Source organism: Streptomyces viridiviolaceus (assembly GCF_014650995.1).
Taxonomy (GTDB): Bacteria; Actinomycetota; Actinomycetes; order Streptomycetales; family Streptomycetaceae; genus Streptomyces; species Streptomyces viridiviolaceus.
In genome coordinates this window covers 82,709-103,738 of sequence record NZ_BMWA01000005.1, presented here as the reverse complement: position 1 = coordinate 103,738, position 21,030 = coordinate 82,709, and the positions used below count along the sequence as shown (strand labels likewise).

Annotated in this window: 17 protein-coding genes and 1 pseudogene; 8 read left to right on the top strand and 10 right to left on the bottom strand. The window is 74.0% G+C overall.

Annotated features, from left to right (window positions below):
- Nucleotides 1-16 precede the first annotated feature (16 nt).
- From IE260_RS08265 to IE260_RS08255, 3 genes are read right to left on the bottom strand one after another with little or no spacing between them, the layout of a single operon-like run.
- The gene (locus tag IE260_RS08265) at nucleotides 17-1,150 is read right to left on the bottom strand and encodes an acyl-CoA dehydrogenase family protein (protein WP_189869825.1); all 1,134 of its coding nucleotides are present in this window, start codon (nucleotides 1,148-1,150) and stop codon (nucleotides 17-19) included.
- A gap of 56 nt (nucleotides 1,151-1,206) precedes the next feature.
- Nucleotides 1,207-2,169 (bottom strand): bifunctional lysylphosphatidylglycerol flippase/synthetase MprF, encoded by a 963-nt coding sequence (locus IE260_RS08260; RefSeq protein ID WP_189869824.1) that lies wholly within the window; start codon nucleotides 2,167-2,169, stop codon nucleotides 1,207-1,209.
- A complete protein-coding gene (locus IE260_RS08255; protein ID WP_189869823.1) occupies nucleotides 2,153-2,653 on the bottom strand; it encodes a hypothetical protein in 501 nt (166 codons plus the stop codon). Before IE260_RS08255 ends, IE260_RS08260 begins: the two co-directional genes overlap by 17 nt.
- A 151-nt stretch (nucleotides 2,654-2,804) precedes the next feature.
- On the opposite strand from IE260_RS08255, the gene pdxR reads away from it, so the two are divergent.
- The 4 genes from pdxR to IE260_RS08230 all read left to right on the top strand — a co-directional run bounded on the left by pdxR (nucleotide 2,805) and on the right by IE260_RS08230 (nucleotide 8,784).
- Nucleotides 2,805-4,301: a MocR-like pyridoxine biosynthesis transcription factor PdxR gene (gene pdxR / locus IE260_RS08250; protein ID WP_189869822.1), complete on the top strand. Its 1,497-nt coding sequence runs from the start codon at nucleotides 2,805-2,807 to the stop codon at nucleotides 4,299-4,301.
- Between the two features lie 46 nt (nucleotides 4,302-4,347).
- Nucleotides 4,348-5,934 carry an alkaline phosphatase D family protein gene (locus IE260_RS08245; RefSeq protein WP_189869821.1) on the top strand — a complete coding sequence of 529 codons (1,587 nt, stop codon included), beginning with the start codon at nucleotides 4,348-4,350 and terminating at the stop codon, nucleotides 5,932-5,934.
- A gap of 140 nt (nucleotides 5,935-6,074) precedes the next feature.
- Nucleotides 6,075-7,256 carry a DUF7825 domain-containing protein gene (locus tag IE260_RS08235; RefSeq protein ID WP_229880544.1) on the top strand — a complete coding sequence of 394 codons (1,182 nt, stop codon included), beginning with the start codon at nucleotides 6,075-6,077 and terminating at the stop codon, nucleotides 7,254-7,256.
- A 151-nt stretch (nucleotides 7,257-7,407) separates the two neighbouring features.
- Nucleotides 7,408-8,784, top strand: a complete 1,377-nt coding sequence (locus IE260_RS08230) for a GNAT family N-acetyltransferase (protein ID WP_229880540.1) — start codon at nucleotides 7,408-7,410, stop codon at nucleotides 8,782-8,784.
- 24 nt (nucleotides 8,785-8,808) lie between these two features.
- On the opposite strand, the gene IE260_RS08225 is transcribed toward IE260_RS08230, so the two are convergent.
- Nucleotides 8,809-10,029, bottom strand: coding sequence for a trans-sulfuration enzyme family protein (locus tag IE260_RS08225; protein ID WP_189869819.1), 1,221 nt, complete (start codon nucleotides 10,027-10,029; stop codon nucleotides 8,809-8,811).
- A 60-nt stretch (nucleotides 10,030-10,089) separates the two neighbouring features.
- Between IE260_RS08225 and IE260_RS08220 the strand changes: the two genes are divergently transcribed.
- Entirely contained in the window at nucleotides 10,090-10,581 is a 492-nt protein-coding gene (locus IE260_RS08220) for an Lrp/AsnC family transcriptional regulator (RefSeq protein ID WP_189869818.1), read from the top strand.
- 77 nt (nucleotides 10,582-10,658) lie between these two features.
- On the top strand, nucleotides 10,659-12,347 hold the full coding sequence (locus tag IE260_RS08215) for a DUF885 domain-containing protein (RefSeq protein ID WP_189869817.1): 1,689 nt from the start codon (nucleotides 10,659-10,661) through the stop codon (nucleotides 12,345-12,347).
- 131 nt (nucleotides 12,348-12,478) lie between these two features.
- Here the strand turns inward: IE260_RS08215 and IE260_RS08210 are convergent.
- Nucleotides 12,479-13,000 (bottom strand): annotated as a pseudogene (locus IE260_RS08210) (immunity 21 family protein).
- A 21-nt stretch (nucleotides 13,001-13,021) separates the two neighbouring features.
- Nucleotides 13,022-13,498: a rhodanese-like domain-containing protein gene (locus tag IE260_RS08205; protein WP_189869816.1), complete on the bottom strand. Its 477-nt coding sequence runs from the start codon at nucleotides 13,496-13,498 to the stop codon at nucleotides 13,022-13,024.
- A gap of 135 nt (nucleotides 13,499-13,633) precedes the next feature.
- Between IE260_RS08205 and IE260_RS08200 the strand changes: the two genes are divergently transcribed.
- A complete protein-coding gene (locus tag IE260_RS08200) occupies nucleotides 13,634-14,080 on the top strand; it encodes an Lrp/AsnC family transcriptional regulator (protein WP_189869815.1) in 447 nt (148 codons plus the stop codon).
- A 6-nt stretch (nucleotides 14,081-14,086) separates the two neighbouring features.
- Here IE260_RS08200 and IE260_RS08195 read toward each other — a convergent pair whose 3' ends face one another.
- From IE260_RS08195 to cynR, 4 genes are all read right to left on the bottom strand, one after another.
- On the bottom strand, nucleotides 14,087-17,080 hold the full coding sequence (locus tag IE260_RS08195) for an AAA family ATPase (protein WP_189869814.1): 2,994 nt from the start codon (nucleotides 17,078-17,080) through the stop codon (nucleotides 14,087-14,089).
- Entirely contained in the window at nucleotides 17,077-18,240 is a 1,164-nt protein-coding gene (locus IE260_RS08190; protein ID WP_189869813.1) for an exonuclease SbcCD subunit D, read from the bottom strand. Before IE260_RS08190 ends, IE260_RS08195 begins: the two co-directional genes overlap by 4 nt.
- Before the next feature lie 173 nt (nucleotides 18,241-18,413).
- Entirely contained in the window at nucleotides 18,414-19,067 is a 654-nt protein-coding gene (locus tag IE260_RS08185; RefSeq protein WP_189869812.1) for a GntR family transcriptional regulator, read from the bottom strand.
- Nucleotides 19,068-19,141: 74 nt separating this feature from the next.
- Entirely contained in the window at nucleotides 19,142-20,050 is a 909-nt protein-coding gene (cynR, locus tag IE260_RS08180; protein ID WP_189869811.1) for a transcriptional regulator CynR, read from the bottom strand.
- A 297-nt stretch (nucleotides 20,051-20,347) separates the two neighbouring features.
- Here cynR and cynS point away from each other — a divergent pair, with 297 nt between their 5' ends.
- Complete coding sequence (gene cynS / locus IE260_RS08175; RefSeq protein ID WP_189869810.1) at nucleotides 20,348-20,818, top strand: cyanase; 471 nt, start codon at nucleotides 20,348-20,350, stop codon at nucleotides 20,816-20,818.
- Nucleotides 20,819-21,030: the final 212 nt, after the last annotated feature.

Sequence of the window (21,030 nt, the reverse complement as noted above, 5' to 3'; positions counted from 1 at the left end):
TACGCGTCCGGGGCCGTCAGGCGACGGCGAGCGGCCGGTCCGCCAGGTAGGCGGAGAACGGGCCGGTCATCCGGGAGCGGGACGGCGGGTGCAGGGACAGTCCGTTGGCGCAGGCCGCCAGGTGGCCCACCTCGTCGGAGGTCATGAAGTTGAGTCCGCCGAGCAGTTCGACCGCGCGGGGGACGATGCGGGCGATGGCGTCCTGGACGCCGTAGCGCACGTACAGCGCCTGGGCGAGCGCGGATTCGCCGAGGTCGCCCGCGTCGACCCGGCGGGCGACGCCCTCGGCGGTGGCCGCCGCGGCCTCGGTCTCCAGGAAGAGGCGTACGCGGTCGTGCTCGGGGATCCGGTCGTTGAGCAGCACCCGTTCCACCAGGGCGCCGGCCGCGCCGAGGTAGCTGCCCGTCATGAGCATCTGGAACCAGATCAGCCCGGCCGTCTGCAGCTCGTCCAGCCGCTCGCCCGAGGTCGTGGCGGTGCGCAGGACGAGTTCCGGCGGGACGAGGACGTCGGTGAGCGTGACCTGCTCGCTCTCGGCGCCTGCCAGGAAGGCGCTGGACCAGAAGCCGCTGACGCTCAGCCCGTCGCTCTCGGCGGGCACGAGGGCGACGGCGAGCTCCTCGCCCTGTCCGTCCTCGCGCGGGATCATGACGCTGGCGGTGAGCACGTCCATGGACCGGGCCAGGCTGCACGGCCGCTTGACGCCGTTGACGCGGATGCCGTCCTCGGTCACCGTGGCGGTCATCGACGGGTCCAGGATGCCGGCGCCGCTGCGGCCCTCGGCGAACCCCGAGGCGATGATGCGGTTGGTCGACGCCACGCCTTCGATCAGCATCCACTCCAGGCCGTCGCCGAGGCCGCCGAGGCCGACCAGGGTGGCCATGGAGAAGTGGTGCATGCTGGTGGCCACCGCGAGGGACGGCGAGCGGCTGCCGATCGCGCGCTGCACCCGCAGCGCGTCCAGCGCGGTGGCTCCCCGGCCCTGGTGGGACTCGGGGACGAGCAGTCCCGGTCCGCCGCTGTCCCGGAACAGCCGGATGCCCGGGCTGCCCGGCCGCTCCAGTTCCATCATCGGCGTCTCGCGCAGGGCCGGATCCAGGTCCGGCAGCAGCTTGGCGAGGGTGGTGCGCTCGCGTTCGAGGAATCTCATGGGCGTGCGGTCCTCCTGGACGGTATGGGTGCGGAACGGCGTGTGTGGGCGGTCGCTCACACGGCGTTGGTGGCGCGCAGCAGCTGCCACACGGCGCCGGGGCGGGGCCTGCCGCGGAAGGCGATGTACTCCGGGAGGACCGCGTGCGGGGCCCACTTCTCCTTGTACTCGAGCTGGGAGGCCGCGGGGTAGATCGCGCTGCCGCGCTCGGCGAGCATCCGGGCGAAGCGGGAGAACAGGCGGCTCGCGTCGGGCAGTTCGTGCTGCGGGTCGAGGCCGGTGAACGGGGTGAACCCGAAGTGCAGCCAGCCGGCGCCCTCGTCGATCAGGCGGTCCATGACCGTGGCGTTGAGCGCCTCCATCACGCCGGGGGGTGCGTCGGGCCGCCGCCGGCTGAGGTCGTGCAGCCAGCCGGGGCGGCTGCCGTAGACCGGGGAGTAGTTGATGTAGCCGACCGCCTCGCCGTCGATCCGGCCGGCGAACAGGCGGCGGTGCGACTGGAGGGGCCCGGTGCGCTGGCCGACGAGGAACCGCAGCTCCTTGGCGTGCCGTCCCTTGTCCCGCAGCCAGCGCTGGTCGATCCGGTCCAGCTCGTCGCAGTCGTCGTCGGGGCGGACCTCGGTGACCTCCAGACCCGCGCGCCTGGCCCGTGAGATCTTGTTCCGCAACCGGACGAACCGTGAGCCGCGCAGGGTGAAGCGGCCGAGGTCGACGGCGTACGACGCCCCGAGCTGGTTGACGGTGAAGCCGTGCGCCGCGTACAGCTCGGCGTCGGCCCGCTGCAACTGCACCGCGACCAGGCGCCGTCCGGCGTGGGCGGCGAAGGCGTCGAGGAGCGGCGCGCGGTGTTCGGGAGCGGTGAAGGGGCCGCCGAATTGCAGGACATAACGCCCCGAGGCGCGATAGGCGCACGTGCCCTCGAACCGGTCGTCGTGGAAGTATTCGTTGCCGCTGTTGAGGGCGAGAAAGGAACTGGGGTTGTCGCTGTGCGCGGCGAGCGTGTCAAGCACGGACGGCATCGGTGCCCTCCACAGAAGTCCGCGGGACGCCTTCGTCGAATTCCTTCGTGCGGTACCGCTGCTCGAAAGCGCGGAACGCCGGAGTGGTTTCCGGTTCGAAGGCGACACCGAAGGGTTTGAGGGAATTCCCGAAGAGCGCCCGGTCGCCCATGAGATGGATGGGAAGCGCGAGCAGCGCCCACTCCGGCCGGACGAACAGCGCCCACGCCCCGGCCAGGACGCCTGCCGTGACCAGGCTGTGCATCACGTTGTAGGCCACGTAGTAGCGGCGTGGTACTCGCTTGTCCGGGCTGCGCCGGAAGGCGATGGCGCCGGGGACGTAGCCGATGACGTCGATCACCGCGAACAGCAGCACGAACACGCCCCAGCGGATTTCTGTGCGGTGCTGGAAGGCGAGCACGAGCGAAACGGCCAGAAATCCCATCCATTCGAGTCGGGAGAGAGCGAAGGTGGCCTTCGTCTCGAATCGGTTCTTGGCGTCCACGGGCGCTCCAGGATTGCGCGTACGATTCCGGGGCCCGACATCAGCCTGCCCCCTCGCTGTGGTCTGTCACTCCTGTTTACGCGCCAGTGGGTGCAACCCCTCGTAAAGTAGGGGCGATCGGGCCGACACGACCCGCGGGGGGACTGCTTTCATGACATCAGCACCGACGGGTCCGGACGGCCGTCCGGGCTCCGACGACCGGACCGCCGCATGGGAGCTGCTGCTGCCCGCCGCGGCGGCACCGGCACGCGCGCGTGGCCGCGCTCTTCAGGCGGCTCTGCGGGAAGCGGTCCGCTCGGGGCGGCTCGCGCCCGGCACCCGGCTGCCGTCGAGCCGGGACCTGGCCTGCGACCTCGGCGTGTCGCGGGGACTCGTGACGGAGGCGTACGAACAGCTGACGGCCGAGGGCTATCTGCGCAGCGGACGGGGTGCCGGGACGTGGGTGGGCGACGCGGTACGGGCCGCCCGCCCGCGCGCGCGTGATCTCGCCCCGCGCTCCTGCGGCGCCCGCGTCGACTTCGTCCCGGGGACGCCGGACCTGGCGCTGTTCCCGCGCTCCGCCTGGGCGGCCGCGCAGCGGGAGGTGCTGACGGACCTGCCGCACGACGGCCTCGGCTATCCGGATCCGCGCGGGCTGCCGCGTCTGCGGACCGCGCTCGCCGAGCTGCTCGCCCGGCGTCGCGGTGTGGTGGCGGACCCGGAGCGGATCGTGGTGGTCTCCGGGGTGGCGCAGGCGACGGCGCTGCTCGGTTTCGTGCTGCACGCGCGCGGGATGCGCACCGTCGGCGTCGAGGACCCGGGCAGCCCCCAGCACTCCGCCCTGTACGCGGCGGCGGGCGTCACGGCCGTGCCGCTGCCCCTGGACGACGAGGGACTCGCCGTCGGCCCGCTGCGGGACTCGGGCGTGCGGGCCGTGGTGACGACACCGGCCCACCAGTTCCCCACGGGCATCGCCTGTTCCGCACGGCGGCGCGCCGAACTGCTGGACTGGGCGCGGTCCGTGGACGGGCTGATCCTGGAGGACGACTACGACGGCGACTTCCGCTACGACCGGGCCCCGGTGGGCGCGCTCCAGGGGCTCGACCCGGAACACGTCGCCTACGCGGGCTCGGTCAGCAAGTCGCTCGCCCCGGGGCTGCGGCTGGGGTGGCTGCTCGTACCGGAGTCGCTGGCGGACGAGGTCGTCGAGCGCAAGCGGACCATCGACCTCGGGCATCCGTCCCTCGACCAGGCGCTCTTCGCGCGGTTCGTGGAGCGCGGCGACTACGACCGTCAGCTGCGCCGCTGTCAGCGCGCCTACCGTGAGCGCCGCGACGCGCTGGTCGCCGCGCTGGCGGAGCACTTTCCCGGCTCGCGGGTCTCCGGGATCGCGGCGGGACTCCACGTCATCGCCGCGCTGCCCCGGTGCCACGGTTCCGAGGAGCACTTCCTCGCGCGCGTGGCGGCGGCCGGGATCGCGGTGCGCCCGCTCACGGAGTACGGGCACGGGGCCGGCGGCGGTGACGGGACGGCGGAGGAGGTACGGCTGGTGCTGGGGTACGCGCATCTGACGCCGGCCCGGATCCGGGCGGGCGTACGGCTGATGGCCGAGGCCGTTTCGGTCAGTTGTTCACCCGGGGTTTCCGTGGGCGCCGCGCCGCACCAGTAGGTCTGGCACTGCACACTGGCCGGATCTCGTTTCTGGAGGCGCCTCGATGTCACACCGTACGTTCCCAGGTCGCCGCGGAGTGCTGCGCGGAACCCTCGCCGCGTCGGCCGCCCTGACCCTGCCCACGGCCCTCGGGGCGGCGCCGGCGTTCGCCCGCTCCGGGCGGCCGGCGGCGGGCTGGGGCGTACAGACGGGAGACGTGACCTCCCACTCCGGACTGGTCTGGGTGCGGTCCGACCGGCCGGCCCGGATGGTCGTCGAGACGTCGGCGACCGAGTCGTTCCGCAACCCGCGCAGATGGCAGGGCCCGCTGCTCGGCCCGGACACGGACTTCACGGGCACCACCCGGCTGCGCGGTCTGCCGCCCGGCGAGCAGATCCACTACCGGGTGCTGCTCGCCGACCCGGACGACCCGCGCCGCACCGGGGAGCCCGTCGCCGGCACCTTCCGCACGGTGCCGGTCCGCCGGCGCGACGGGGTGCGTTTCGTGTGGTCGGGCGACCTGGCGGGCCAGGGCTGGGGCATCAACCCGGACCTCGGCGGCTACCGCATCTACGACGCGATGGGCCGGCTGGACCCGGACTTCTTCCTGTGCAGCGGCGACAACGTCTACGCCGACGGCCCCATGGCGTCGACGCAGGCGCTGCCCGACGGCAGCACCTGGCGCAACATCACCACCGAGGAGAAGTCCAAGGTCGCCGAGACCCTGGCCGAGTTCCGCGGCAACTTCCGGTACAACCTCCTCGACGACAACCTGCGGCGGTTCAACGCCCGGGTCCCGTCGATCGTCCAGTGGGACGACCACGAGGTGCGCAACAACTGGTACCCGGGCCAGGTCATCGCGGACACGGACAGCCGGTACACGGAGAAGAGCGTGGACGTGCTCACGGCCCGGGCCCGGCGCGCGTTCGCCGAGTACTTCCCGATCTCCACGCTGCGGCCGGGCGCGCGCGAGGGCCGCGTCCACCGGGTGCTGCGCCAGGGGCCGCTGCTGGACGTCTTCGTGCTGGACATGCGCACGTACCGCAACGCCAACTCGCCCGACGACCAGACGGTGGACCCGCAGGGCATCCTGGGCCGCGAGCAGCTGGAGTGGCTCAAGCGGGAGCTGTCGCGCTCCCGTGCGGTGTGGAAGGTGATCGCCGCCGACATGCCGATCGGCCTGGTCGTGCCGGACGGGACCGAGGGAAGGCCCAACTTCGAGGCGGTGGCGCAGGGCGACCCGGGCGCTCCGCTGGGGCGTGAGCTGCAGATCGCGGAGCTGCTGCGGTTCGTCAAGCACCGGCGGATCACCGGCACCGTGTGGCTGACCGCCGACGTGCACCACACCTCGGCCCAGCACTACCGGCCGGAGCGGGCCGCGTTCACCGACTTCGAACCGTTCTGGGAGTTCGTCTCCGGCCCGCTCAACGCCGGCGCGTTCCCGGCCAGCGCGCTGGACGGCACGTTCGGCCCGGAGCGGGTGTTCGTGAAGGCGCCGACGGCCTCCAACGTCTCGCCGGCGGGCGGGTACCAGTTCTTCGGCGAGGTCGACATCGACGGCGACAGCGGCGAGATGACGGTGCGGCTGCGCGAGCAGGACGGCACGGTGCTGTTCACCAAGGTGCTCCAGCCGGGCCGGGTCGGCCAGTAGTCCCGTAACCTGTCCGGTGTGCCGCGCACCGGCGTCATCCCCCGGTGCGCGGCCCCGGCTCCTGGCTCCAACTCCCCGTTTCACGGAGCCTCTTCGCAGGTCACAGCCGATTGTCAGTGGTCGGTCCTACGGTTTTCCGCATGACGCGATCCTTGCAGGCCGTGGCCTATCGACGACCCTCCGTGCTGGAGTCCTCGGCGGCCGGACGGCGCCTGGGCCTGGAGACCTCCCAGGGGGCGACGCCTTCCGGCGCCGTGGACCACCCGCGTTTCTTCGCGGGCTTCCTGACGTCGCCCCGCACGGCGTCCGCCGGGCTGCTCGCGGTGGCCGACGTGGCCGCCGCGCGGTACTTCCAGCCCCAGTTGCGCGCCTCGCCGGACCCTGTGGTGACGGGCAACGGCGACCGTTTGCGCTTCGAGTCCTTCTCCGGCTGCGGCGGGGTGTACGCACGCCTGGACGTGCTGGAGGCGGGCCTCGACGGCGGCGAGGTGGGGCTCGGCACGCAGGAGGGGGCGCGCCTCGCCCGGTGGCTGACCGCCGAGGGGCCCGCCCTGCCGGTGTCCCGGCGGACCTGCGGACCGCGGGTCCTGATCGAGCTCGGGGAGCTTCCCGATGTGCAGGACGGCCTGCCCGCACCGCTGCGGGTGCTGGGCCGCCCGGTGAGCGTCTTCCGGGAGCGCTGGTACTGCCATCACTGGAACGCGGACATACGGCAGCACTGGCCGGCCCTGCTGCCGGAACGCCCGGAGCCGGTGGCCGCGCGGATACTGCGGGACCTGTCCGCGGTGGCCGTGGACGACGCCCGGGGTGCCGCCGCGGTGCTGCCGCAGCTCGCCGAGACGGACGGCGTGGCGGGCGAGGCCGTCCACCTGTGCGTGGCCTACGGACTCGGGGCGCGGCACGCGGAGGACCGGCTCGCCGCCGTGGACGCCCTGCTGGTGCTGGCGGCGCGCGGCCGGCTCGACCCGGGCCTGCTGGGCGCGGACCTCGGGCAGTTGGTGCGCCGCGGCGCGGTGAAGGCGGTACGGCTCGCCGAATCGGTACGGACGGCGGCGGCGACGGACGCGAACGCCACCATCTGGAGCGTGCTGCGCCACACCCTGCCCGTCCTGCTCGCCGACCTCGCCGCCGACGGGACTCTGCCGTCGTCCCGCGGGCTCGGGGATCTGCTGGCGGTGGCCGCCGAGTGCGTGGAGCGGACGGGTGCCCGGGGCGAACTGCCGCACCTGGCCCGGGCGGCGGACCGGCGCGGCTCGTCCCGACTGGTCACCCAGGCCCGCCGGCTGCGCAGCGCGCTGACGGACACGGCGGTCGCCGCCTAGCAGAGCACTGGTAGAAAAAGCAACAAAATACCCCGAAGGGTTCTTTACCCATCGGTCACAAAGCGTTCGTGATCACGCAACACCGTTCCTTCACAGTGGCTGCATGAGTCGAGAAATGTCTGATGTGACGCGTGCACGGCACGGTCGCCCGGTGCACCACTGGCGACGTGATGTGATCGAACTCGCCGCCCTGTTCACCGCCGTCGCGGTGGCGGACGCGGTGGCGAACCTGGTCGGGCACGGGCCGGACGGACCCGCGCTGCTGGCCGTCTCGGCCGGCGCCCTGATCGCCACGGCGGGGTTCCACACCTGGTGGTCACGGCGCCACGGGCACGCCCCGCCGAGGGAGGATACCGGCGCCCGGCCGCCGTCCGCCGAACGGCAGGCCGGGCAGCCGTCCGACCGGGCCGGGGAGGTGCCGGCCGACGCCGGGGAGAGCGCGCTCTGGCGGATGCGGACGACGGTGAAGGACGCTCCCGGGTCGCTGGCCGCGCTGTGCACGGCCCTCGCCGACCGGCGGGTGGACATCCTGAGCCTGCAGACGCATCCCCTGGCCGAGGGCACCGTGGACGAATTCCTGCTGCGCGCCCCGGGCGAGCTGCCGGGGTCCGAGCTGACCCGGGTGGTGTCGTCGGCGGGCGGCACGGACACCTGGATCGAGCGGGCCGACGCCCACGACCTGGTGGATGCGCCGACCCGGGTTCTCGGGCTCGCGGCCCGGACGGCTCATGATGCGGCGGAACTTCCGCTGGCGCTGCGGCAGTTGCTGGGCCGGTGCACGATCCGGTCCCTGCCCGCGCCGGCCGGAGGGGGCGAGCCGGAGGGGGTGCCGGCGGAGGGCGCGCTCGAGGACACGGTGCTGCGGCTGCGCGCGCCGGAGGGCGGGGTCATCAGCGTGGAGCGGCCGTATCTGCCGTTCACCCCGGCCGAGTTCGCCCGGGCACGGGCGCTCGTCGATCTGGACACCCGGCTCGGTCCGCGCATCCCGCGCGGACAGGACGTACTGACCCTCCCCGAGGGCAGCAACATCACCGTCCGCCGGGCCGACACCGGTGACCTCCGGGCGGCGAAGGAGATGCACGAGCGGTGCTCGGCGCGCACGCTCGGGATGCGGTACCACGGCCCGGTCGGCGACGCGGACCGCTATCTGAACCACCTGCTGAGCCCGCGCTTCGGCCGGACCCTCGCCGTGCAGACCGCGTCGGGGCGGATCGTCGGGCTCGGCCATCTGCTGTGGGACGGGGACGAGACGGAGGTCGCGCTGCTCGTCGAGGACGCCTGGCAGCGCCGCGGCATCGGCGCCGAACTCCTGGGCCGGCTGGTGGCGATGGCCGCCGAGACGGGCTGCGAGAGCGTGTACGCGGTGACCCAGGCGTCCAACACCGGCATGGTCGCCGCGATGCGCGGGCTGGGCCTCCCCCTCGACTACCAGATCGAGGAGGGGACCCTGGTGATCACTGCCCGCCTCGACGCCCCGGCCCGGGCCGGGGCCCGGCTGCGGCACGGGGAGCGGATCGGCAAGGAGTAGGACGGGAGGCCGGTGCGGGCGCGGTCACTCCGTCCGCGCCAGCGCCTCCCGCAGCGGTATCGCCTCCGCCCGCTCCCCCAGCGCCCCGTCCAGGTCCGCCCACAGGTCCTCGACGTCCTCCAGCCCGACCGACAGCCGCAGCAGCCGGTCGCTCACCCCGGCGCCCCGGCGGTCGTCGGCGTCCACGATGCGATGGCTGATGGACGCCGGGTGCTGGATGAGCGTGTCCACGCTGCCGAGGCTGACGGCCGGAGTGATCAGACGGACGCGGCCGATGACCTCGTGCGGGTCGCCGTGCACCTCGAAGGAGACCATCGCGCCTCCGATGCGCGGGTAGTGGACGCGGGCGACCCGCGGGTCGGCGGCGAGGCGCCGGGCCAGCTCGGCGGCGGTCGCGGAGGCGGCCCGGACCCGGACGGGCAGGGTCGCGAGGCCGCGCAGCAGCAGATAGCCGGCCAGCGGATGCAGCACGCCTCCGGTCGCGAACCGGACCTGCCTGAGCCTCCCCGCGAACTCCTCGTCGCAGGCCACCACCCCGGCCATCACGTCCCCGTGCCCGCCGAGGTACTTGGTGGCGCTGTGCAGCACCAGCCGGGCGCCCTGTTCGGCGGGGCGCTGGAGTACGGGGGTGGCGAAGGTGTTGTCGGCGAGGAGCGGTACGGAACCGCAGGCGTGGGCCACGGACCGCAGGTCGAGTTCGGCCAGCGTGGGGTTGGCCGGGGACTCCACCATCACCAGACCGGTGTCCGGGCGCAGTGCGTCCGCGATGCCGGCCGGGTCGGTCCAGGTCACCTCCGAGCCGAGCAGCCCGGCGGTCAGCAGGTGGTCGCTGCACCCGTACAGGGGGCGTACGGCGACGACGTGCCGCAGTCCCATGGAGCCCCGTACGAGGAGCACGGCGCTGAGCGCGGCCATGCCGCTGGCGAAGGCGACCGCGGACTCGGTCCCCTCCAGCCGGGCGAGGGCGGTCTCGAAGCGGGCGACGGTGGGGTTGCCGAGGCGCCCGTAGACGGGCGGGCCGTCGGGGTCGGCGCCGGTGGCGGCGAAGGCGTCGATGCGGGCGGCCTCGCCGCGGCTGTCGTAGGACGGGTAGGTGGTGGACAGGTCGATGGGCGGGGCGTGCAGTCCCTGGCGGGCGAGGTCGTCGCGGCCGGCGTGCACGGCCTCGGTGGCCAGCGCCCTGCTCCCGGGTGCGGTGGTGCGTACGTCGTCGGGTGGTGACGTGGGCATGCTCGCGGAGTCCATGGGCCGAAGAGTGAACACGGACCGGTCCTCCGGGTCCGCCGACCGTGCTACGTTCGGCCGATGACCGAATCTGTCGTACTGGATCCGGTGGATCTCCATCTGCTGAGGCTGCTGCAGAACGACGCCCGGACCACCTACCGCGACCTCGCCGCCCAGGTCGGCGTCGCGCCGTCGACCTGCCTGGACCGGGTGACGCGGCTGAGGCGGGCCGGGGTGATCCTCGGCCACCGTCTCGAACTGGACCCGGCGAAGCTGGGACGCGGACTCCAGGCACTGCTGTCGGTACAGGTGCGGCCGCACCGGCGGGAACTGGTCGGGCCCTTCGTGGAGCGGATCAGGGCGCTGCCGGAGTCACGCACCGTCTTCCACCTCACCGGCCCGGACGACTACCTCGTCCATGTCGCGGTCGCGGACATGACGGATCTGCAGCGGCTGGTCCTGGACGAGTTCACGGCCCGGCGCGAGGTGGCCCGGGTCGAGACGCGGCTGATCTTCCAGCAGTGGGACTGCGGGCCCCTGTTGCCGCCCGCGGCGCCGGGTGCCACGCCCTGAGCGAAATCCGGCCGCGGCGGCGTGCGCGGTGGGGAAGCGGGCTGACGCGGCACCGGTATCCGTACGAGGATGTCCGCATGTCAGAGACCAAGAGCCCGCTGCCCCGCGAGGTCGCCGACGCCTATGTCGACGAGCTCATCGCCCTCGACCCGGTCACCGGTACGTATCTCGGCGTGGCCGAGAGCTCCAGCCGTCTGCCCGACTTCTCGCCCGCGGGGCAGGAGGCCCTCGCGGAGCTGGCGCGGGCCACGCTCGCACGGCTCGACGAGGCCGAGCGCCGGCCCGGCGGCGACAGTGACGTGGAGCGCCGTTGCGCCCGTCTGCTGCGGGAGCGGCTCACCGCCGAACTCGCCGTGCACGAGGCCGAGGAGGGCCTGCGCTCGGTCGGCAACATGGGCACGCCCGCGCACTCGGTGCGCGAGGTCTTCACGGTGACGCCGACGCAGACGGACGAGGACTGGGCCCGCATCGCCGAGCGGCTGCGCGCGGTGCCGGCCGCCCTCGCGGGCTACCGCGAGTCCCTCCGGCAGGGCCTGGAACGCAAGCTGTACGCGGGTCCGCGGCCGACCGCCACCTTCGTCGAGCAGCTCGGCGAGTGGGCGGACACGGGTGAGGGCCGCGGCTGGTTCGAGGACTTCGCCTCCGCCGGCCCCGAGGCGCTGCGCGCGGAGCTGGACGAGGCCGCGCGGGGCGCGACCGCGGCCGTGGCGGAGCTGCGGGACTGGATGCGCGACGTGTACGCCCCGGCCGTCGAGGACGCCCCGGACACGGTGGGCCGGGAGCGCTACGCCCGCTGGTCGCGCTACTACAACGGCACCGACCTCGACCTGGACGAGGCGTACGCGTACGGCTGGGCCGAGTACCACCGCCTGCTCGCCGAGATGAAGCAGGAGGCCGAGAAGATCCTGCCGGGCGCCGGGACGCCGTGGGTGGCGCTGGCGCACCTGGACGAGCACGGCAAGCACATCGAGGGCGTCGACGAGGTCCGCGAGTGGCTTCAGGGCCTGATGGACCAGGCGATCGATGCGCTGGACGGCACCCACTTCGAACTCGCCGAGCGGGTGCGGAGGGTGGAGTCGCGGATCGCGCCGCCCGGCAGCGCGGCGGCGCCGTACTACACGCCTCCGTCGGAGGACTTCTCCCGCCCGGGCCGCACCTGGCTGCCGACGATGGGCCTGACCCGCTTCCCGGTCTACGACCTGGTGTCCACCTGGTACCACGAGGGTGTCCCGGGTCATCACCTCCAGCTCGCCCAGTGGGCGCACGTGGCTCAGGACCTCTCCCGCTACCAGGCGTCCGTCGGCATGGTCAGCGCCAACGCCGAGGGCTGGGCGCTGTACGCGGAGCGGCTGATGGACGAGCTGGGCTTCCTCACGGACGCGGAGCAGCGGCTCGGTTACCTGGACGCGCAGATGATGCGAGCCGTCCGCGTCATCGTCGACATCGGCATGCACCTCGAGCTGGAGATCCCGGCCGACTCGCCGTTCCACCCGGGCGAGCGCTGGACTCCGGAGCTGGCGCAGGAGTTCTTCGGCGCGCACAGCAGCCGCCCGGCGGACTTCGTGGAGAGCGAGCTGACCCGGTATCTGACGATCCCGGGCCAGGCCATCGGCTACAAGCTCGGCGAGCGGGCGTGGCTGCTGGGCCGGGAGAACGCCCGCAAGCGGCACGGTGACGCCTTCGACGCCAAGGCCTGGCACATGGCGGCCCTCTCCCAGGGTTCGCTGGGCCTGGACGACCTGGTGGACGAGCTGTCCCGGCTCTGAGACCGGCTCGGCTCCCGAAGCAGCCGTCGGAGTCGACGAGTTGCCGGGACAGCCGGAGGGCGGCCCCGCGGCGTCAGGTGCGTGCTCTCGGCGCACGGCGTCGCGGGGCGGGCGGGCACGGTCGACAGGCCCTAGCGGTCCGTGAGCCGCCGCAGTTGTACGACGTTCAGCCAGGTCTCCGGCCCCGGCCGCACCTCCGCCGCGCGGACGGCGTACCGGCCGGGGTCCAGGGCGACCCGTACGTGATCGGTGCGGGCGCAGTCGCTGCCGGGCCGGGCCGCGTCGAACAGCAGCACCGGGCCGGGTACGCGCCAGCAGACCTCGGGCTCCCACCGGGCCGTGCGGAGCGCCTCGGGGACACCGGCCGAACAGCTCGTCCTCGGAGTCCGCGGCGCACCGGCGGACGAAGGCTGCGTGGTCGGGCAGACAGGCGGTCGAGGCGGGTTCGTCGCCGAACACCAGGGCCGTGAAGTCGCCGACCGGCAGGAGTCCGACGGCCCCCCGTCGACCTCGCAGGCAGGGTCGTGGTCGGAGGCCGTCTCCTCGCCGTCGGCACCGGTCCAGAACGGCAGCACCGCCTCCGGTACCGCCATGAGCGGCCCGCCGCCCGACTCGATCCGGTCCACCGTGCCCGGCTCCGCGTGTCGCACCATGCGGCAGAACCTGCACGCCCCTCAGCAGCCGCAGTCGGCCGCGTCCACGGGGGCGGTCAGCGGGTCGGCGGCGCGCTGCTCACGGCCCTGCCAGGTCTCGTACGCGAAGCCCTCGCGCACCCAGTACTCGAAGCCGCCGAGCATCTCCTTGACCCGGTAGCCGAGTTCGGCGAGGGCGAGCGCGGCGCGGGTCGCGCCGTTGCAGCCGGGGCCCCAGCAGTACGTCACGACCGGCACGGACCGGTCGAGGAGCTGCTCGGCCTGCTCGGCGACGAGCGCGGTCGGCAGGTGGATCGCGCCGGGAACGTGCCCCTGGTCCCAGGACTCGGTGGAGCGGGAGTCCACGACGACGAATCCCGGGTCCCCGCCGGCCGCGAGCGCGGCGGCGACGTCGGAGACGTCGGCGTGGAAGGCGAGGCTCGCCCGGAAGTGGGCGGCGGCCTCGGCCGGGGCCGCGGGAGCGACGCGCAGCACGGGGTTGACGGTGGTGGCGCTCATGGTCCGGCCTTTCCTCGGTGGGTCTCCCCACTGGATCTCCTGACCGGAAATCTACGGTCGGCGGGCGGCGCCCAGAAGGGGCGATCCCCGGCGTACCTCTTGATCGGCCGGGGATCGCCCTGCTATCCAACCGGGATGACCGTGTATTCCCCGGACGCCACCGACTGGCGCATCCTCGAGGTCCTCCAGCGGGACGGGCGGGCCAGTTTCGCCGAACTGGCCCGTGCCGTCTCCATGTCCGCGAGCGCGGTGACCGAGCGGGTCCGCCGCATGGAGGAGGCGGGGGTCATTCAGGGGTACGCGGCGGTCGTGGATCCCGACCGGCTGGGGATGCCGATCCTGGCGTTCGTGCGGCTGCGCTATCCGAACGGCAACTACAAGCCGTTCCACGACCTGGTCGCCGCCACGCCCGAGATCCTGGAGGCGCACCATGTGACGGGCGACGACTGTTTCGTGATCAAGGTCGCGGCCCGTTCGATGCGGCACCTGGAGGAGGTGTCGGGGCGGATCGGCGCGCTCGGCTCGGTCACGACGAGCGTCGTCTACTCCTCGCCGCTCCCCCGCCGCCCCCTGGGCCGCTGAGGCGGCTCAGCCGGCGCCCCGCTGCCGCAGCACCGAACCCGACCGCCCCTTGACGACCTCCAGTTGGGCGTGGATCCGCCGCCGCAGGTCGGCGACGTGGCTGACGATGCCGACGCTGCGGTCCCGTTCGCGCAGCGAGTCGAGCACGTCGAGCACCTCGTCGAGGGTCTGGTCGTCGAGGCTGCCGAAGCCCTCGTCGATGAAGAGGGTGTCCAGGCGCACCCCGCCGGCCTCGTCGGTGACCACGTCGGCGAGGCCGAGCGCGAGGGCGAGCGAGGCGAAGAAGGTCTCGCCGCCGGACAGCGTCGCCGTGTCGCGCTCCCGGCCGGTCCAGGCGTCGACGACGTGCAGCCCGAGGCCGCTGCGGCCACGCCCGGTGCGGTCGTCGGAGTGGACGAGGGTGTAGCGGCCCGAGGACATCTTCTGCAGGCGTGCGGTCGCTGCGGCGGCGACCTGTTCCAGGCGCGCGGCGAGCACGTACGACTCCAGGCGCATCCTGCGTTCGTTGTCCGCCGAGGTGCCCGCGGCGAGGGCGGCGAGGCGGGCGACGCGGTCGTATTCCTCGCGCAGCGGGGCCAGCCGGCGCACGGAGTCCGTGGCGCGAGCGGAGAGCCGGCCGAGCTCGGCGCAGCGCCGGGCGGCGGCGTCGCGGGCGGAGGACGCCTCGCGCAGCCGGCGGCCGGCTTCGGCGGCCGTCCGTTCCGTGGCGGCCAGGTCGGCGGCCGGTTCCCGGGCGGCGGCAGCGGTGTCGGCCTCGGCGAGGACCGCGCGGACGGCGGCCTCCTCGGCCTGCCAGGCGTCGAGCCGCCGCTGCAGCTCGCGGTGGGCGACGTCGTCGAGGAGCGCGGCCGCCGCGTCCTCGGGGGTGTCGAAACCGGCGCGGAAGGCCGCGTCGGCGAGGCGGGCGTCGGCGTCCTTGAGGCGGCGGGCGGTGTCCTCCGCGGCGTTGGCGGCCTCGGCGGCCCGGGTCAGGTGCGCGGCCCGCCGCTCCAGCTCGGCGGCCCGGGCGGCCACGCTGTCGGCGCTTCCCCTGGCGTGCGCCAGCTCCTCCTCCAGGGCGACCCGTTCGCGTTCCAGCCGCTCCCGGTTGCCGACCCGGGCGGCCGCTCGGACGGCGGCCTCCTGCCGGTCGGCGATCCGCCGCTCGCGTTCCCGCTCCGCGCGGCGCAGTTCCTCCTGCGCGGCGTGCAGCCCTGAGGCGTCCGTCCGCGCCCGCGCGTACTGCCGCTGCAGCTCCTCGGCCTCCTCGGCCAGCCGGTCGGTGGGCGTGTCGCCGGCCTCGGCGGTGGCGGCGGCGAGCGCCTCGCGTGCCGAGCCGAGGCGCCGCTCGGCCTCGGCGCGCTGCTCGTCGGCGCGCTGGTGGGCGGCGAGGGCGCGCTCCTCAGCCTCCCGGTCGACGTGCCCGGCCACCTTGCGGGCGGGGGCGGGGTGTTCGGTGGCACCGCAGACCACGCAGGGCTCGCCGTCGCTGAGGTTCGCGGCCAGTTCGGCGGCGATGCCGTTCAGGCGCTGTTCCTTGAGGTCGAGCCAGTGGGCGCGGGCCTCGACGGCGCGCTCGGCGGTGGCCAGTGCCTGCTGCCGGGCGTCGGCCGTGTCGGCGGCGAGCCGGTCGCGCTGCCGGGCCGCCGCCAGCCGGCGCTGCGCGGGCTCCCGCTGCACGGCGAGCTGTTCGGCGCGGGTCGTGGCCTCCTGCGCCAAGTCGACGCGGGCCTGCAGACCGGCGCGGGTCGTCTCCCAGTCGGCGAGCCAGCTCTCCGCCTCGTGCAGGACGTCCTCGTCGGCGCGCTCCTGGCGGTCCAGGCCGGCGCGCTCCTCGAGGAGTTCGGCCAGGCGCTGTTCCGCCCGCCGGGCCGACTCCAGCCCGCCGAGTTCCTCGGCGGCCCGGCGCGCGGCGGCGGCCAGCCCGGACGCGCCGGCGTCCGCGAAGTCGTCCGGCAAGAGGGTGCGCGCGTGCGCCTCCGCACCGGCCGCGCGCCGGTGTTCGGCGTCGGCGGCGTCCCGCAGCTCCAGGGCGGGGGCGACGGTCTCGGCCTTGCGGGCGCGTGCCATGCGCTCCTCGGCCGCCCGGTGGGCGTCGGCCCGTTCCTGAAGCCGCTCGGCCCGCTCCCGCGCCTCGGCGAACCGCCGCTGCAACCGGTCCCGTTCGCGTACGTCGGCCAGGTCGCGCTCGGCGCCGGCCTGCGCGGACTCGGCGGCCGTGAGCCGGCAGTCGGCGACGGCCAGCTGCTCCCGGGCCGTGCTGCGGGCGACGGCGGCGGCGCTCAGGACGGCCTCGGCCAGTCCCGGCTCGCCCGGGGCCAGCTCCGGCAGTTCCATCGCGTCGCCGGCGGCCTGCTGCATGCGGTGCGCGTCGGCCAGCAGCGCGGCGTCGCCCTCGCGCACCCGGGCCTCGGTCGTGCGGCGCCGCTCGGCGAGGCGCTTCTCGACCTCGGCGAAGCGGCGGGTGTCGAACAGCCGGCCGAGCAGCTTGCCGCGTGCCTCGGCGTCCGCGCGCAGGAAGCGCGCGAAGTCGCCCTGGGGCAGCAGCACGACCTGGCAGAACTGCTCGCGGCTCATGCCGAGCAGCTGGGTGATCTCCTCGCCGATCTCCTGGTGGGAGCGGCTGAGGTCCTTCCACACCCCGGCCACCGCGTCGTACTCGCGCAGCCAGGTCTGGGCCTTGTCGACCGTCGTGCCCTTGCCGCGCAGCTTCGGGCGTTCCCACGGGGGCTGCCGGGTGACCTCCAGCCGCCGTCCCGCGACGGTGAGTTCGAGGCGCACCTCGGTGCGCGTGCCGACGGCGGCGTGGTCGCTGCGCAGGGTGATGCCCTGTCCTGCCTGGCGGGCGCCCGGCACCGAGCCGTACAGGGCGTAGCACACGGCGTCGAGGACGGAGCTCTTGCCGGCGCCGGTGGGGCCGTGCAGCAGGAACAGTCCGGCCGCCGAGAGGTGGTCGAAGTCGACGCTCTGCGACCCGGCGAAGGGCCCGAACGCGGTGATGTCCAGCCGGTGCAGCCTCACCGGGCCACCTCCCGTGCCGTCTCCTCCGCGCGCACCGCGTCGAACGCGTCCCGCAGCACGGCCCGCTCGTGGTCGTCGGGTCCCGCGCCGCGCACGTGGGTCACGAAGTCCTCGGCGATCTGCTGCTCGCTGCGGCCCGCGAGACGCCGGGCGTAGGACACGGCCGGGTCGTCCGGGGCCCGCTCCGGGTCGAAGACGAGGCTCAGCGTGTGCGGGAACCGCTCGGTGAGGCGGGCCATGGGGTCGGCGGGGCGGACCGGGTCGGTCAGGGTCGCCTCGACCCACGCCTCCTCGTGCCGGGCCAGCTCGGGGTCGGCGAGCAGCTCCTCGAGGGTGCCGCGCAGGCGGGCCAGCGGACGCGGTACCGGGCAGTCGACGCGCTCGGCGCCGACCGAGCCGTCCGCGCTCAGGTCGACGAGCCACATGCTCTTGCGGTGGCCCGCCTCGGAGAAGGAGTACGGCAGCGGGGAGCCGGAGTAGCGGACCCGGTCGGTGATGGCCTGGCAGCCGTGCAGGTGGCCGAGCGCCACGTAGTCGACGCCGTCGAAGACACCGGAGGGCACGGCGGCCACGCCGCCGACGGTGATGTCCCGCTCGCTGTCGCTGGGCTCGCCGCCGGTGACGAAGGCGTGGGCGAGGACGACGGACCGGGTGCCGGGCGCGCGCGTGGCGAGGTCGGCGCGGACCCGGTCCATGGCGGCGGCGAGCACGGCCTCGTGGCCTGCCCTGTCGACCCCGAACTCGGCTTTGACCAGGGCGGGTTCGAGGTAGGGGAGACCGTAGAAGGCGACCTCCCCGTGCGCGTCCGACAGCAGCACGGGGGTGGCGCACCCGGCGGGGTCGGTGCGGAGGTGGATGCCGGCGCGGCCGATGAGCCCGGCGCCCACGCCGAGGCGGCGGGCCGAGTCGTGGTTGCCGGAGATCATCAGGGTCGGCACGCCGAGGTCGGCCAGGCGGTGCAGGGCGTCGTCGAACAGCTCGACCGCGGCCAGCGGCGGCACCGCCCGGTCGTAGACGTCTCCCGAGACGACCACGGCGTCGACGTCGTGCTCGCGCACGGTCGCCACGAGGTGGCCGATGAACGCGGACTGGGCGCCCAGCATGTTCACCCGGTGGAAGGCCCTGCCGAGATGCCAGTCGGAGGTGTGCAGAATCCTCAAGGCGCCGCTCCGACCCGCATGCTCTTCCTCGCTCCCCCTTCGGACCGGCACGGTCCCCACTGTTTGGCACCGACCACGCTAACCCCTGCCGGCACCTGCCCCCTCACGGACCTCAGTGTGCCACCGGTCACGGGCGGCGGGTGGCCGTGGGCGTCCGGTACCGGGAGGCGCGCTCAGTTCGGGGAGGAGTGCCGCAGGTGTGCCGCGGCCGCGCTGCGGCCGGTCTCCAGGTGCTTGGCGACCAGACGCTCGACGCGCGGCACGTCACGGGCGGCGATCGCGTCGTAGAGGTCCTCGTGCTCCTCGGCGACGGCCGGCAGGTCGTCGTGCTGTCCGAGCAGCCAGCGCATACGGCTGCGCAGCGTGCGCTCCAGCTCGCTCAGCAGTTCGTTCGCGGCCAGCGACGTCACCGTCTCGTGGAAGTCGGCCGCGGCGCGCCTCGCCCGCACGGCGTCGCCGCTGCGCGCCGCCTGCAGCTCGGCGTCGACGTCGGCACGCAGCTTCTGCAGGCCCGCGCGGGTGCGCCGCTGGGACGCCAGCCGGAAGGTCAGGGTCTCCAGTGCGGAACGGACCTCGTCCAGGTCCGAGACGTCGGTGTCGCTGAACTCGCGCACCACCGCCCAGGTACGTGGCCGAGGGGTCACCAGGCCCTCGGTGACGAGCGCCTTCAGCGCGTCGCGGACGGGCAGGCGGCTCACGCCGAGCTCGGCGGCCAGCTCACGCTCGACGAGTCTGCTGCCGGGTCGGCGCACGCCGTCGAGGATGTCGTCCCGCACGTGGCGAGTGACCCGGTCCGACTCGGGCTCGAAGCCTTCGGAACCTGCCATGCCGCTCATTCTCTCATCGGATCCGCGCAGGTCGGATGCGGTGGCGCCGCCCGGCCGACCGCCCTCGGGCGGGATCAAGCCGGTGCGTAGCCCCGCTCGCGCACCAGGCGGACCGCGAGCTCCTCGAACGCGCGGGCGGCCGCGCTCCGGTACGCGCTGTCGCGGCGCAGGAGGGTCACCCTGCGCGCGGGCAGCGGCGGATCGAGGGGGACGGGCCTGAGGTGCGGGTGGTCGTCGGTGACGGCGTCGGGCAGCACCGTGGCCAGCGAGGGGGTGCGCTGCACGATCTCGGTGAGGGCCTGGATGGAGTTGGCCTCCACGGCGATGGGCGGGCTGATGCGGTGCTCGGCGAAGTAGCCGTCGATGTGTCCGCGTGTGACGAAGTCGCTGCTCAGCAGCGCCAGACGCTGCTCGGCGAGCCGGTCGACGGGCATCGTCCGGTGCGGCGCGGGGTCCGTGCCGTGGGCGGTCACCACCAGGCTCAGGTTTTCGGTGAACAGGGCGCGGGCGGTGATGCCGGGGGAACGAGGCCCCTCGAACGCGATCCCGAGATCGATCTCGTCGGCCAGCAGACCGGCGTCGATGCGGTCCTGTGCGGTCTCCCGCACCTGGAGGGTGATCCCGGGGTGACGGCTGTGCAGCTCCTGCACCAGGGGACCGACGAGGTAGGCCGTGAAGGTCGGTGTCGTCGCCAGGCGGAGGCTGCCCCGGGAGAGATCGGCGACGTCCCGCACGGCGCGGTCCGCCGCGGCCAGGTCCCTGAGAGCGCGCCTGGCGTAGTGCACGTAGGCGTCGCCGGCGTCGGTGAGGCGGACGCTGCGGCCGCTGCGGTCGAGCAGCTGGACGCCGACCACTCGCTCGAGCTGCTTGATCTGCTGGGACAGCGTGGGCTGGGAGATGCGCAGCTCCTCGGCGGCGCGCGTGAAGTTGCCGTGCTCGGCCACGGCGATCAGATAGCGGAGGTGGCGCAGCTCGGGGCCCATGGCCGGAACTATACGTTCGGCCACGCCTGCGAACCCGCCTGCACGGGCCCGCCCGGCGGGCAGGTATAGACGCCAGCAATAGCAGCCATGGGCATCAAGTCTTGGACTCTATAGATGCTCGTCATGCAGGGTGGACCACGTCAGCCCGCAGGGCACGGACAGCCACCGAGGGGGCTGCCTCTCGACCCGGGCACGCACCCCTGCGACACCGTGGCGTCGGCTCCGCCCCCCTTCGCCGCCGTCCCTCACCCGCCGAGCGCCGGTGAGGTCCGGCACCCCGAGAAAGGCATTCTCCCCATGCTTCACGCCCAGTTCTCCCCCGCCGCCCGTGAGGCCGTCACCGCGGCCGCCGTGGAGTCCAAGACCCGCAAGGACCTCACGTGGCAGCAGATCGCCGACGCCGCCGGCCTCTCGGTGGCCTTCGTGACCGCCGCGGTCCTCGGCCAGCACGCCCTGCCGAAGGACTCCGCCGAGGCGGTCGGCAAGCTGCTCGGTCTGGACGAGGACGCGGTGCTGCTGCTGCAGACCGTCCCGACCCGCGGTTCCATCCCGGGCGGCATCCCCACGGACCCGACGATCTACCGCTTCTACGAGATGCTCCAGGTCTACGGCACCACGCTCAAGGCCCTGGTCCACGAGCAGTTCGGCGACGGCATCATCAGCGCGATCAACTTCAGGCTCGACGTGAAGAAGGTCGCCGACCCCGAGGGCGGCGAGCGGGCCGTCATCACCCTGGACGGCAAGTACCTGCCGACCAAGCCGTTCTGACCCCGCGCCGGAGTGCGTCCGGCGCCCGGGAGCGCGGCGGTCAGGACGGCCTTGCCTGCCCGCCGCCCCCTGTGACCCACCGGTCGCCGCCGTCGGCGCGTACGGCCCGTGGCAGCGGCGCGACGGCGGTGACCGGCGGGTCAGCCGATCGGACGACACGGCCGTCAGCCGTTCCGCTCGCCGGTCCCAGCCGGTGCACCGACCGGGGAGCG